Source organism: Desulfosporosinus shakirovi, assembly GCF_020595055.1.
Classification (GTDB): domain Bacteria; phylum Bacillota; class Desulfitobacteriia; order Desulfitobacteriales; family Desulfitobacteriaceae; genus Desulfosporosinus; species Desulfosporosinus shakirovi.
Genome location: NZ_JAJDOO010000014.1, coordinates 82,327 through 94,433, shown reverse-complemented (window position 1 = coordinate 94,433; position 12,107 = coordinate 82,327). Strand labels below are relative to the sequence as shown.

Annotated in this window: 11 protein-coding genes and 1 pseudogene; 8 read left to right on the top strand and 4 right to left on the bottom strand. The window is 41.0% G+C overall.

Features of this window, described 5'->3' with window-relative positions:
- Positions 1 to 15: 15 nt before the first annotated feature.
- From LJE72_RS13845 to LJE72_RS13835, 3 genes and pseudogenes are all read left to right on the top strand, one after another.
- Positions 16 to 291, top strand: a complete 276-nt coding sequence (locus LJE72_RS13845; RefSeq protein WP_229248277.1) for an EscU/YscU/HrcU family type III secretion system export apparatus switch protein — start codon at positions 16 to 18, stop codon at positions 289 to 291.
- Positions 292 to 365: 74 nt separating this feature from the next.
- Entirely contained in the window at positions 366 to 809 is a 444-nt protein-coding gene (locus LJE72_RS13840) for a DUF2383 domain-containing protein (protein WP_229248227.1), read from the top strand.
- A gap of 135 nt (positions 810 to 944) precedes the next feature.
- Positions 945 to 2,303, top strand: a pseudogene (locus LJE72_RS13835) (transposase).
- A gap of 121 nt (positions 2,304 to 2,424) precedes the next feature.
- Here the strand turns inward: LJE72_RS13835 and LJE72_RS13830 are convergent.
- Positions 2,425 to 2,748: a hypothetical protein gene (locus LJE72_RS13830; protein ID WP_073029302.1), complete on the bottom strand. Its 324-nt coding sequence runs from the start codon at positions 2,746 to 2,748 to the stop codon at positions 2,425 to 2,427.
- 226 nt (positions 2,749 to 2,974) lie between these two features.
- Between LJE72_RS13830 and LJE72_RS13825 the strand changes: the two genes are divergently transcribed.
- Positions 2,975 to 3,238, top strand: a complete 264-nt coding sequence (locus LJE72_RS13825) for an antibiotic biosynthesis monooxygenase (RefSeq protein WP_229248226.1) — start codon at positions 2,975 to 2,977, stop codon at positions 3,236 to 3,238.
- Positions 3,239 to 3,307: 69 nt separating this feature from the next.
- Here the strand turns inward: LJE72_RS13825 and LJE72_RS13820 are convergent, their stop codons facing one another.
- The 3 genes from LJE72_RS13820 to LJE72_RS13810 form a co-directional block, all read right to left on the bottom strand.
- Entirely contained in the window at positions 3,308 to 4,135 is an 828-nt protein-coding gene (locus LJE72_RS13820) for an aminotransferase class IV (protein WP_229248225.1), read from the bottom strand.
- Positions 4,122 to 6,152, bottom strand: a complete 2,031-nt coding sequence (gene pabB, locus LJE72_RS13815) for an aminodeoxychorismate synthase component I (RefSeq protein WP_229248224.1) — start codon at positions 6,150 to 6,152, stop codon at positions 4,122 to 4,124. The genes LJE72_RS13820 and pabB overlap by 14 nt, the downstream gene beginning before the upstream one ends.
- 275 nt (positions 6,153 to 6,427) lie before the next feature.
- Complete coding sequence (locus tag LJE72_RS13810) at positions 6,428 to 6,928, bottom strand: hypothetical protein (RefSeq protein WP_229248223.1); 501 nt, start codon at positions 6,926 to 6,928, stop codon at positions 6,428 to 6,430.
- 141 nt (positions 6,929 to 7,069) lie between these two features.
- Here LJE72_RS13810 and LJE72_RS13805 point away from each other — a divergent pair, with 141 nt between their 5' ends.
- The 4 genes from LJE72_RS13805 (at position 7,070) to LJE72_RS13790 (ending at position 11,996) form a co-directional block, all read left to right on the top strand.
- Entirely contained in the window at positions 7,070 to 9,841 is a 2,772-nt protein-coding gene (locus LJE72_RS13805) for a helicase C-terminal domain-containing protein (protein ID WP_229248221.1), read from the top strand.
- Positions 9,842 to 9,895: 54 nt separating this feature from the next.
- On the top strand, positions 9,896 to 10,534 hold the full coding sequence (locus LJE72_RS13800) for a phosphatidylserine decarboxylase family protein (protein ID WP_229248219.1): 639 nt from the start codon (positions 9,896 to 9,898) through the stop codon (positions 10,532 to 10,534).
- The gene (gene pssA / locus LJE72_RS13795) at positions 10,531 to 11,067 is read left to right on the top strand and encodes a CDP-diacylglycerol--serine O-phosphatidyltransferase (RefSeq protein ID WP_229248217.1); all 537 of its coding nucleotides are present in this window, start codon (positions 10,531 to 10,533) and stop codon (positions 11,065 to 11,067) included. The genes LJE72_RS13800 and pssA overlap by 4 nt, the downstream gene beginning before the upstream one ends.
- Positions 11,068 to 11,645: 578 nt before the next feature.
- Positions 11,646 to 11,996 carry a recombinase gene (locus LJE72_RS13790; protein ID WP_073029294.1) on the top strand — a complete coding sequence of 117 codons (351 nt, stop codon included), beginning with the start codon at positions 11,646 to 11,648 and terminating at the stop codon, positions 11,994 to 11,996.
- Positions 11,997 to 12,107 lie beyond the last annotated feature (111 nt).

The following is a 12,107-nucleotide window of genomic DNA, read 5'->3' as shown; positions in this document are numbered from 1 at the left end:
GAAAACAATGACAAGATGCAGTTTAAGAAGGAAGAGAAGGCAACTGCCTTAATATATGATCAAGCCGGGGCACCTCGGCTAGTGGCAAAAGGGGTAGGAGAAGTGGCTCGGAAAATTATTGAAGCCGCTGAAACAGAGGGAATCCCTATTCAAAAGAATGCGGTACTTGTTGAAGCCTTAATGCAAGTGGAGCTGACTAAGGAAATACCGCCTCAACTTTATCGTGCAGTCGCAGAGTTACTAGCGTTTATTTATCGCTTGGAAAATGCCAAAACCTCATCTGGATCGTAATTGACCATACATAATTCATAGAACGCTTCTGCAAACTATCAAAAGAAGGAAAATAAGGATGCAGGAGGTTCTCTATGAAGACATCATATGAAGCGCTTAATAAGATCCTTAAGGGCGAACATATGGCGATCAGACAATATCAAGCGTATATTGACACACTGACTGACAGTCCGTTGCGCAACCATCTTACCGCTATTCTCACAGATCATAAAGAGCATGCAAGCCGTATAGCATATTACATCCAAACCAATGGGGGGCAGGTTGAGGAAGGTGCAGGATTGGTGGGTATTGTGGCAGACTGGAAAACTCGTCTGACTAATTTGAGGGAGATAACGCCAATAGAAATGCTGAAACGTCTCTATGATGGTGAAGATAATGGGTTGGCTAGAGCTGTTCAGTATTCTGAACAGTACTTAAACAGTGCGGAGAAAGAGGTGCTTAATCCAATATTCTCAGATGAACATGATCATCTGAAACAATTACAAAATCTGTGGGAAGGACTTTACAATAATATTTGATATATGAGTTAGTTTCATAACTCATAGCGCTTGCTATGAGCGGACTTTTTACCCACAAAAAGAGGAGTACCTCCCCAAAATCTCGAAAGTGTAAGTGTCTAAGCAAACACCGAGAGGTTGAAAGGAGAACTCCCAATGTTTAGTATTCGCCAAGAAAGTCTATTCTCCTTGGAAGAAATTTTGGAAATGTCACCGAAAAAATCCTATCCCCTCCTTCTTGATCCGCTGGATATTAACCCGTTGTTGAAAGCTGTTTCCAAAAAAGCATTCCTTGGAGCTCCAACACAACTTAACTATTCAGCCATGATCTACTCTTTATTCATCCGTGTCATCGAAAGAATTCCCACGATTAAAGACTTGCGAAAGCGGCTGAAAAACAGCATGGAATTTCGTTTTGACTGCGGATTTACTTTAGCGGACTCAGTTCATAGTGAGGCTTCCTATTCTAGGATGATACAAAAAATCCATGCTTCATCTGCTTTAGAGCAAATCCAAAATGACTTAGTGTCTCAGGCGTTTCAAGAGGGTTTTATAGATGGTAATGTTGTCGCAATCGATGCAACCCATATTGAAGCGAGAGATCGATTGCCTGAGAAAAAGAAGGAAGAAGAGGTTCCGGCCCAGCAATCTACCAAAAAACGCGGACGAAAACCCAAAGCGGAACGAGAGAAATGGCTGAGAGAACAACAGGAACTGGAGGAGAATCGGCCCCTTTTTGAGAAGGAAATTGAAGCTCAACTTCCTCTTGATTTCAAGACGATAGAAGCGCAAATCCCTCAACTTCCTCACTGGGGAATTGAGAAAAACTCTGAAGGGAAAAACGTGTTCTGGTTCGGTTTTAAAGGTCATCTTCTCGTGGATTGTAAAAGCCAATACATTTTAAGTTCTCTACTCTCTTCAGGAAATGTTAATGACGGTAAAATGGCGATTCCGCTGCTTAAGGCGTTGAGTGAATTTCATCCTTAGATGAAACCATCATACGCGCTTTTGGATGCAGGTTACGACTACACTGCCATTTACCAACAAGTTCAAAGTTTGGGAGCAAGGCCCCTCATCGATTACAATCCCCGAAATGAACAGCAACCAGAAGACAAGGATAAATACTATCGACCCAAGTGTCAGAATGGTCATTCCTACCGATATGATAGCTATGATTCCCAACACGACGCTCTAAAATATACTCAACCTAAGGAGTGCAAAGAGTGCCCTCGGAATGAAAACAACCAGTGTCAAAAAGTATTCAAGGTTAAGATTTCATCCGACCTCAGAAAATACACTGTACCAGCCAGAGGAAGCAGTAGCTATTTTGAACTGTATAAACAAAGAACCGCGGTAGAACGAGTGAATGCCTATCTCAAAGAGTACTTCCAGTTAAACAACATTCGACATAGAGGAACCCTAGCCAAAGTCGATTTTGAAATATCCGTCTTGGCCTATACACTCGGTAAATTAGCGGTAGACCGTTTAAACAAGTCAAAAAAGATCGCCGCATAGGGTTTTCAATAAAAAGTAGGTTGACAAAATTCTGGAGGTATCCCCTTCGGAAAATAAACATTATGAAATTGACTCATATAATAAAAAAAGCGGCAAATTGCCGCTTTTTATACTTAACTCATTAATTGGACAGAGCATCCTTTTCGCGTTGTTTCTTTGATAAACGCTTCCGTGCTAACATATTGGCCACTTTACTATTGTCTCCTAAAATCATTCCTTGTAATCTCCATTCGCGGAAGAACTGCCAGAACTGTTGTTCAGAGATTCTACGGGTAAAGCCTTCAGACTCCTCATCATAAGGCCAAAATACATCGACCCAAAGTGTTCCATTGTTGCTTAAAACCAGTAAAAAATGTACCAGTTCAGGATTCGTAGATTCAGAATCACGCATTAATATGTGGGTACGACCGTTAGGAAAATCAGTTCGTATGTAACTCAGCTTCATCTCAATCCCCCTCTGATAATTCCAGAGATTCCTGACATATCAGGTTTAGTATAGCATGAAATGAATGATAAAACGATGGGCATTTTTAACTGCGTCGACCATTATGCCTTATCTTAAATTATGCTAAGTGTTGATTGAAAGTTCACGAGATTTGACGTATGTGTTAAGTAAGTTTAGGACAAACTAAAAAAGCTAACTTTATATAAAGGATAATGGGGGGTATATTATGCTGACAGTTATTCATACGTTCAACGGTCCGGACGCAGATCGAATTTTAGGGGAAGTTCGAACCGGGATACAATCCCTTGAAGATATAGAGGGATTTAAATTTGCATCCGTCAATAAACAGGAAAACACAAGAGATATAATGCTTTTTTCGAAGTGGGAAAATCGTTCCGCTTACGAAAATTGGGCAGATACTGTTGGAGAGAATAAGGCCTTCAAACAAGCATCGCCACAAATATTTGAGGTTCTCGAAGAAAAATACTAAAGATATAACAAAAATACAAGGGAGGTGCCTGGGTGAATTATCACTGGGCACCTCTCTTGTATTTAGAATTTATGTATCAAGAATATAGGCGGATGTCTTAACAAAATTCTTGTACGCAGTTTCAAGGCATCTCATTCCTGAATCTAGGGTGCCTAATGGAGACACCAGAAAGGAAGTAGCGTTGACTTTACTAACTGGCATTATACCCATTAAGGAGTTAGTCATAAAGATTTCATCAGACGATAAGAGGTCAGATAAGGTGTATAAGCCTTCTTGTATAGAGATTTGTTGAGAGCGAGCTAAATTTAGAATAACTTGACGACGAGTTCCAGGTAAACACCCACTAGAAAGTGAAGGGGTAAAGAGAGTTCCATCTTTCAGAAAAAAGAGATTACTCATTGTTCCTTCAGCAAGGAATCCTTGGGTATTAAGCCATAAGCCTTCTTCACACCCATGGCGACCAGCTTCTTCCTTTGCCAAAATATTTTCCAGGTAATTTGTCGATTTAACAGAGCACAAAGGAGATTGTTCATTCCTAGGGTAAGGCAACATGTTAAGCTGTATCCCTGAGGCATACTGTTCAAGTGTGTATGGTATTGAACGTTTGTGAAGCAGAAGTCGGGCAGGATGCCGGGTCAATGGTGATCCGCCGCTTAGAGTGATCCTCAGGGCATATGGGTGGGTTTCCGGGGTTTGTTGGATAAACCCTTGGATAAGTCGTAACCATTCTTGTTTATCTGGCAACCTGAGGCCGAGTATCTGAGCGCCCTTGTACATACGTTTCCAATGCAGATCAGAAAATAATGGCCCGCACTCGGTGATAAGAAGAGTTTCAAAAAGTCCAAATCCAAATAAAACCAAACGATCATTGGTTAAAATCATTTCATCGGGAATCATGTAAACTTCCTTTCAAAACCCTAAAAAGTGCTTTAGCTTTATCGAGAGTCTCAGTATATTCAGCCTCGGGTCTGGAGTCTGCAACAATCCCACCTCCAGCATGGATAAAGGCCTTTCCATCCTTTAATAAGATGGTGCGTATGACAATATTAAAGTCCCAGGCACCATCAAAGCCCATATAACCTATGCTTCCAGTATAAAGCCCACGAGTATGCGGCTCTAACTCTTCGATAATCTCCATAGCTCTAATTTTTGGAGCACCGGTGATTGACCCCCCAGGGAAAACTGCATTTAAGATCTCACTTGGTTTTAACCCTGGCAACAATTGTCCGGTAATACTCGAGACAAGATGCCAGACTGTTGGATATTTTTCCAGCCTAATCAAATTAGGAACTTTAACCGTTCCAAACTTGCAAATACGCCCGATATCGTTGCGCTCTAAATCAATAATCATAGTTAATTCCGCACGATCTTTGGGGCTGTTTTGAAGCTCAACGGCTTGTTGTTGATCAGCCGAAGGTGAGTCTTCACGCGGACGGGTACCTTTAATCGGACGAGTCTCTATTTGTCCTTCCGGTTTAATTCGTATAAACCGTTCAGGAGAGCTGCAAAGAACTTGAAAATCTGAGTAAGGCAGAAAGGCAGCGAAGGGAGCAGGATTTTGTTGATGAAGTTGAGAGTACAGATTCCAGGCATCTCCTTCCCAATTCACGTAGAAGCGTTGGGTGAGATTGGCCTGATAAATATCACCTGCGTAGATATAGTCAATTACACGCTGTAAATCTGCTAAATATTGTTCTCTCGTGACACTTGGTTCGATTTTAGAATAGGTTTGAGTTTCTAATGCGTCAAATGTTTTTTGCTGGGCTTTCTCTCTGGCAAATGTATTTAATTTTTGTTCCAAGCGTTGGATTCGAGTAAGAGCTGATTCAGCACGACATCTTCCATCTTCTTCAATACCACAGGCAGCAATCCAATATTTACACTGATCATGATCATAAATAACGATTCCATCATACCAGGCAAAACGCCACAGCGGTAAGTTCATGTCATCTTTAGCATACTTTGAAAGTTGCTCAATTTCATTTTTTAGGTCATAACTTAAAAATCCAACGGCCCCACCGGAAAAGGGAAAAGGAGAATTAAGTACACGGTATTTACGATTTATATCATCAAGAAAGTTTAGAGATTCAGATCGTTGAAGAGGGGTTAAGTCTTGCTTTGAAAGGTAGGGCCATATTAGTTCGAGTTGATCTGGATAGGCTGTGGCTTCTAAAAAAGGGGATGACCCCATATAAGAATACTGGCCGAGTTCTTTGTAATCATTTCCACTATCCAGGAAAAAAGGGGAGGGCTCTTCTTTAAATGATTGGAATAAGAGATAAGGGGGAATTGACAAAGAAAGTGGCTGAACCACCCATTGTGAGGGAGAATTATTGTGCTGCCATAACTTGGCATTTTGAAGGGCGTTTTTTAATAATTGATGACCAGACTGAGTTAAGATCGCTTCAGGATGAAATTGAATGCCTTCTATCGGCAGTTCAGTATGGCGAATACCCATTATTTCTCCATCGGTTGTTTCTGCGGTAATTATGAGTTCTTCAGGAAGGGTAGAACGCTCGATTATCAAAGAATGATAACGTGTTACTTCCAAAGGATTGACAAGTTCTCGGAAGACTCCCTGTTGATCATGTCGAATAGGCATTGTTTTCCCGTGAATTGGTTGCTTGGCACGGATAACCTTTCCTCCAAAAAATTGTCCTATAGCTTGATGTCCGAGACATACCCCTAAAATTGGGATTTGACCTTTAAAGTGTTCGATAACAGCTAGGGATAGGGGAGCTTCATCGGGTGTACAAGGACCAGGTGATAACACAATCAGGTCGGGATGCAACTCTTCGATATCTTTAAGAGTGCACGAATCTCGACGTTTGACTATGACATCTTCACCAAGTTCACCGAAGTATTGGTAAAGGTTATAAGTAAAGGAATCATGATTATCCAGCATAAAAATCATAAATTTATTCCCCTATCGCACATTGCAAAATTTTTAGATTTAGCGATGATAGTCAAGCAAAACAATAGTCAAGATATAGGTTTCTAATGAAATATAGTGTCTCTGGTTAAGCAGTCTTTATCCAAATATGGACGTTCAAGCTGTTTTTTTGTAATAGACTCCTTGATAAGAAAGCTTGGGGGTAGTCGCCAAGCTTTTGGTGCATTAACGCCAGGTTTAGTGTTACTAGTTTCAGTATTACAGTACAAAAAGAAAAGTTGCATTAATGCAACTTTCTATTCCACTTTATGCAACGCATCTGTTAACTCCAGAAAAGCTGGTTGAAGGTTTGGATTTTCAATCCCCTGTAATATAATTGTCTGATTGAGGATAACTTGCCCCACATTTGCCCCTTCTACCTCTATTTGTATAGACTGTACATCTATCGTAAGTACTTTGTTGTCTACTACAAATTTCATGCGCTTTGGTTGAGGGAAATTAGCTTGTATTCTCGTTGCTTTAACTGGGGTCTCTGTAGATGTTCCCAATGAATTGGGAGTGTGTAAATCGCTCAGGACAAACGATGCCTCTAAGAGGAATTTTTGCAGTACCGCCATATTCGTGTTCCAAGGTAATTCTACCAGCTCTGATTGGGTCATTCCTGAAGGAGAAACAGTCAAGATTACATATGTTCCGTCTTGTGTTAAAAAGGGTTTGGGAGAACATCCGTTAAGGAAAAGACCGGCGAATAAAATCGCGAGACTGAGTCCGAACATCGATATCCTTTTTTTCAACAATGGGGAATCCCTCTTCCTAATCAAAGATAGTCGAATTTCAAATTCATAAAGAGTATTCGCTATGGATTTTGAAAAATCCTGCTTTGTTGGTCCGAAAGTTGAAAATAGTGTACAATATCATTAAGAGAGGGGTCAACATTTGTGGATAAGGATATCGTGTTTTTTGATGTGGAGACATTGGACTTGGAGCTTGAAAGTGATAAATTCAATGAATTTGCTGCACTTCGAGTTCGTAACGGACAGATTCACGAATCATGTCGTTATCTTTTACAAGGAGTAACCGGTAAATTGCATATGGATCTTCAAATAGAGAAACTTGGTAATGAGTTGCTACTATCTAGTGATCACCAAGAAATCATAAATTTTCTTGGTGATGCAGTTCTAGTTGGTCATGAAATATCGGGCTGCCTCTCTATTCTTGAAAGGAAGTTAAACGTTCGTTTTCAGCAACCTTTATGGGATACATTAGACTTAAGCAAGGTTTTTTTCCCAACTATGCATCATTACCAACTGTCATACTTGGCTGATAAGCTTTCATTACCATTAAAAGATGAAACACTACATCCGTCGGAAGAAAAGGCCTGGTTAACTTGGAAGCTTTTTGAAGCTTGCTGGAATAAAGGCTTGAAGTTTGATTTGAGCTTTTTTAATCATGCCAAAGGCTTTATGGCGGAATGGGTAGGTAAAGATTTTATTGAACAATTGCATAAAGAAATTATTATGTCCTTTCCTGACCGCCCAATCCGTACGGATCTAGTTCTTACTCCTTTTACAGACGACGGCCTGTTTGCCACTGAAAAGATATCGACAAGTATTCCGGAATCTATAGACTGGGTAGTAGACAATTTTTCTCCGGGAGGGAACCTCGAACAAAATTTACCAAGTTATGAAAGCAGACCGGGTCAAGTGAAAATGGCAAGATTAATAGCTAAAGGGCTTTCTTCTTCACAACACGTTGTTGTTGAAGCTGGCACTGGGACAGGAAAATCATTTGCATATTTGATTCCAAGCCTATGGTCAGCTAAAAAAACCGGTCAAAAAGTCGTTGTAGCGACCCATACAATTCCACTTCAGGAACAACTTCAGAAAAAGGATATTCCGATTTTAGAAGCGGTGTTGCCGTTTTCGTTTAGAACCTCTGTACTAAAAGGGAAAAGTAATTATTGTTGCCTCAAAAAATGGCAAGGGTGCTTAGTTAATCGAGAAATATTAGGCAACCAACAAAAACTGGCAGTATTAAGTGTCCTAGTTTGGTTAAGAGAAACCTTAACGGGGGACATCCAAGAACTTTCGAAAGTTCCTGGACTCATGGAACTTTGGCCAAATATAAATGCGGATAATGAAACCTGTATTCCGGGAAGGTGCTCGAAAGCTGGAGTTTGCTTCTTGCTTAGAGCTAGAAAAAAGGCTGAAGAGTCTGATGTTCTGATTGTTAATCATTCACTCCTTTTCTCGGATCTAAAAACAGATTATAATGTCTTGCCTGAATATCATCAATTAGTGATTGATGAGGCCCATCAGATCTATCAAACGGCACTGCAACACCTCGGTTCTGAACTAAGTCTAGAAAATGTCACGCGAATTATTGATAATATATATCGGCCAACCGGAATGAATTTTTATGGGACAACCAAACAACGTCTGCAGTCACTTGCAAGCAGTGTGCCATCTGTGCCCTGGGAGATATTTACTAAACGGTTGGAGGGAGTTCCTGAAACTTGTGCGAGTGTCTTAGAACAGATGAAAGAATTATTCGAGTTGCTGTCGATGATTCTAGGAATGGAGCGAACGTTCCGATTTGTTACCCAACATACAGTTAAACCTTGGTGGGCAGGACTTAACGTTCAGATCGAAAACTTAGTGGGAAGACTCAAAGGCCTGCTTACCGTCCTCGAAAGTTTAACAAGCGTCCTAAGTGGAGATGACGCAGATGAGATTGAGGAACTAAAATATACCTTAAATGGTCATCAGAGAGACTTACAATCATTTGTAGACACGCTTATACTGGCGATAAATGTAAATAATCCTAAACAAGTAACTTGGCTTGAACAATCTTCTAGATTGTATTTAAAGACTTCTCCAATTGAAGTTAGTGAAATTCTAAGAGAAAAGATATTTTCACGTCTCGATTCCGTCATTTTGACGTCAGCCACCTTAAGCATCTCAAATTCATTCGAACATTTTCTTCAAGATATTGGATTACCAAAGTCTACTCTAACTGCACAGGTTGATTCCCCCTTTGACTATGAGCGACAGATGCAATTTATTGTAGTTAAAAAAGGGATGAACCTTCAAAATACTGATGGGGAAAAGGCAATAGAACTTGCTCAGTTTATTGCTGAAGTTGCAGGGCGAATGAATGGTCGGACAATGGTTTTATTTACTGCTCACAATATGCTACGGCAAACGTATGAGTATTTGAGTCCTTTACTGGCTAAGGATGGAATTGAATCCTTGGCTCAAGGAATACAAGGTGAGCGCAGCACGTTGCTTGAAGCTTTTAAAAGGAATTCTAAGAGTGTTCTTTTGGGGGCTAACAGCTTTTGGGAGGGAATAGATATTCCCGGCGATACATTATCTTGTGTCATTTTGGTTAAGCTTCCATTTTGGCCTCCTTCGTTGCCATTAATAGAGGCCCGCTCTGAGTATCTAAAATCTCAAGGACGGGATCCTTTCCATGAACTCCTTTTGCCTGAAGCGGTTATTCGTTTTAAACAAGGATTCGGGCGTCTGATTCGCTCTAAGGGGGATCGAGGGGTCGTCATCTTACTGGATGATCGGGTCATTGAAAAATATTACGGAAGATTCTTTTTAGGTTCATTGCCAATAAGGACCCATATTCGAGGAGAGAATGCACTCGTATTTCGAAAAATCGAGGAATATACCAGGGATTTAAGCGAAGAGCTTTTATAATCGTCCTAAAAATGATAGACTAGAGTAAATCAAGAGGAGGAGGTCAATTTTTAGGTGAAACAATATCCCATTTCCCGCGATGGTTGGATGTATCTTGCGATATTAGCAGGGCTAACGGCTTTAGCCTATTGGGTTTGGCCGTGGCTTATTATTTTACCAGGAATTCTGTTTTTATTTGTTTTATTTTTTTTCCGAAACCCGGAAAGGCAAGTGCCTATTGACGAATTAACGTTAGTTTCCCCTGCAGACGGGGTAGTTATGGATGTAGAAAGGGTCTATGAGGACCAATTCTTTAATGGAGAAAGCATTCGTGTTCGAATCTTCTTAAGCGTTTTTAATGTCCATGTTAATCGCAGTCCAATGGCTGGAGAAGTTGTTTTTCGTGCCTATCGCCCGGGTAAAATGATTCCCGCCTTTAAAAGCCATGCTTCGGAGCTGAATGAAAAGAACTTTGTAGGAATTGAAAATAGTCACTTGAAAATTTTAGTGACACAAGTGACAGGATTTATTGCTCGTCGCATAGTGTGCTGGGTTGATAGAGGAGATGTCATGACCAAAGGGGAAAGATTTGGCTTGATTAAGTTTGGATCATGTACAGAAATTTTTGTGCCGACCAATGTTGAAATAATGGTTAAACAAGGAGATAAGGTGCGAGGAGGACTAACTATAGTCGGGAAGGTGAGTGTGGAATGAGGAAAAATCCGATTACTGCACGCATGATCCCAAGTATCTTCACCTTAGCAAATTTGCTGTTTGGTTTCCTGGCACTGATCTGGGTTATTGAAGGGCAGTACACTTTAGCAGCAGCTATGATTGTGCTTTCTGTTCTTATGGACAGTTTGGACGGAAAGGTAGCCCGCAGACTTTCAGTGAGCTCTGATTTTGGTAAAGAACTTGATTCACTAAGTGACTTGGTTTCTTTTGGGGTGGCGCCTGCTATTCTTACTTACCAAGCAATCTTGTATCCTCAGCCAGATTACGTGAGGTATACAGGGTTAGGTATTGCTGCAGTTTTTGCTTTATGCGGTGCTGTACGTTTAGCTCGTTTTAACATGCTTAATATTACGACTTATTTTGTTGGCGTACCGATTACTTTCGCTGGTGGTTTTATGGCTCTGTTAATGTTTTTTCGAACAATGTTGCCATGGTATATTTACTTGGGCAGTATGTTTATTTTGTCTTTTTTAATGGTTTCGACATTTAAGGTTGCGAAATTAGGAAAATAGAGGGGACTTTTACGACACAGCGCTCGGTGCTTACGACGTAAAGAAAACTAACCGTTTAAGCTCTTTTCTCTGGGGAGCGGGGCGGAACACGGGTGGTGAGTGTTCCGCCAGATGAGTCGCCTTGGCTCACTGGCGGCAGTGTACATTCTCCCTGGATGGACTGGTGTCCCCAGAGCCCGAAGACACTGTCTTCCCACGGATTAGCCTTCCTGCATGATGGCGGGAGGGGGCCCTGTAAACTGTCCCGTATCCGGGGTCGCCTAAACGGAAGTTTGCTTTTCTGCTTACATAAAGACGTCGCGCTCGTGTCACACTGCGCTTTAGCTTTGGGGCGGGCAGTTATGTCCAGCTTATGAATTAGTTGTGAATTCGGTTAGTGACAAGAGTTGGGGGCACATTTAGGTCCGACCGTCTTGTCTGGGGTCAATGCGAACTGCCAATCAAGAATTACAAGCTAAATATGACAAGTCTCTCAAGAGCAGAGAAGGTATTTACCTTCTCTGCTCTTTTTTTCACCCTTGTAACGCTTCAGGCATATAGTATGGCACGGGAACTGAATGTTTAGGGGGGACATATTAATGGAAAATCAACAAGTAAGTTGGAATAGCGTGGGATTACGTATGGTGCAAGGCTTAACGACAACAATTGATGCAGTTCGTCAACTAGATGTTCAGGAAGCTTCTTTAGTCATGAGGTTGTTAGGAAAGAGTTGTACCCGCATGATTAAGGAGGGTGTAGGGCATCAATTTGGAATTGCCTTGATAGAAACCAGTGCCCAATTAGCTATGAAAGAGAAGTTAGTTTTGGAAGACGTCCTAAAAGTTATAACCGGCATTATTGGACGGCTTTATTTTACAGCAAATACTGAGGAGGAGCGTTTACTTGTTGCTCAACTCGAGGAGGCAGTAAAGAATTACCAATCCGTTTAGAAGGTCATTCCCCGCTTTGTCTGCATACATTACCACTGAGTAATGGATATTAAATGGGATGCAAAGGAGGAAGGAGACTATGCGAATTTATTATGTTCGGTTACCGGAGTT

Coding starts and splice junctions, on each gene's coding strand:
- LJE72_RS13845 (WP_229248277.1), top strand. CDS start 16: ATGCAGTTTAAGAAGGAAGAGAAGGCAACTGCCTTAATATATGATCAA.
- LJE72_RS13840 (WP_229248227.1), top strand. CDS start 366: ATGAAGACATCATATGAAGCGCTTAATAAGATCCTTAAGGGCGAACAT.
- LJE72_RS13830 (WP_073029302.1), bottom strand. CDS start 2,748: ATGAAGCTGAGTTACATACGAACTGATTTTCCTAACGGTCGTACCCAC.
- LJE72_RS13825 (WP_229248226.1), top strand. CDS start 2,975: ATGCTGACAGTTATTCATACGTTCAACGGTCCGGACGCAGATCGAATT.
- LJE72_RS13820 (WP_229248225.1), bottom strand. CDS start 4,135: ATGATTCCCGATGAAATGATTTTAACCAATGATCGTTTGGTTTTATTT.
- pabB (WP_229248224.1), bottom strand. CDS start 6,152: ATGATTTTTATGCTGGATAATCATGATTCCTTTACTTATAACCTTTAC.
- pssA (WP_229248217.1), top strand. CDS start 10,531: ATGAGGAAAAATCCGATTACTGCACGCATGATCCCAAGTATCTTCACC.
- LJE72_RS13790 (WP_073029294.1), top strand. CDS start 11,646: ATGGAAAATCAACAAGTAAGTTGGAATAGCGTGGGATTACGTATGGTG.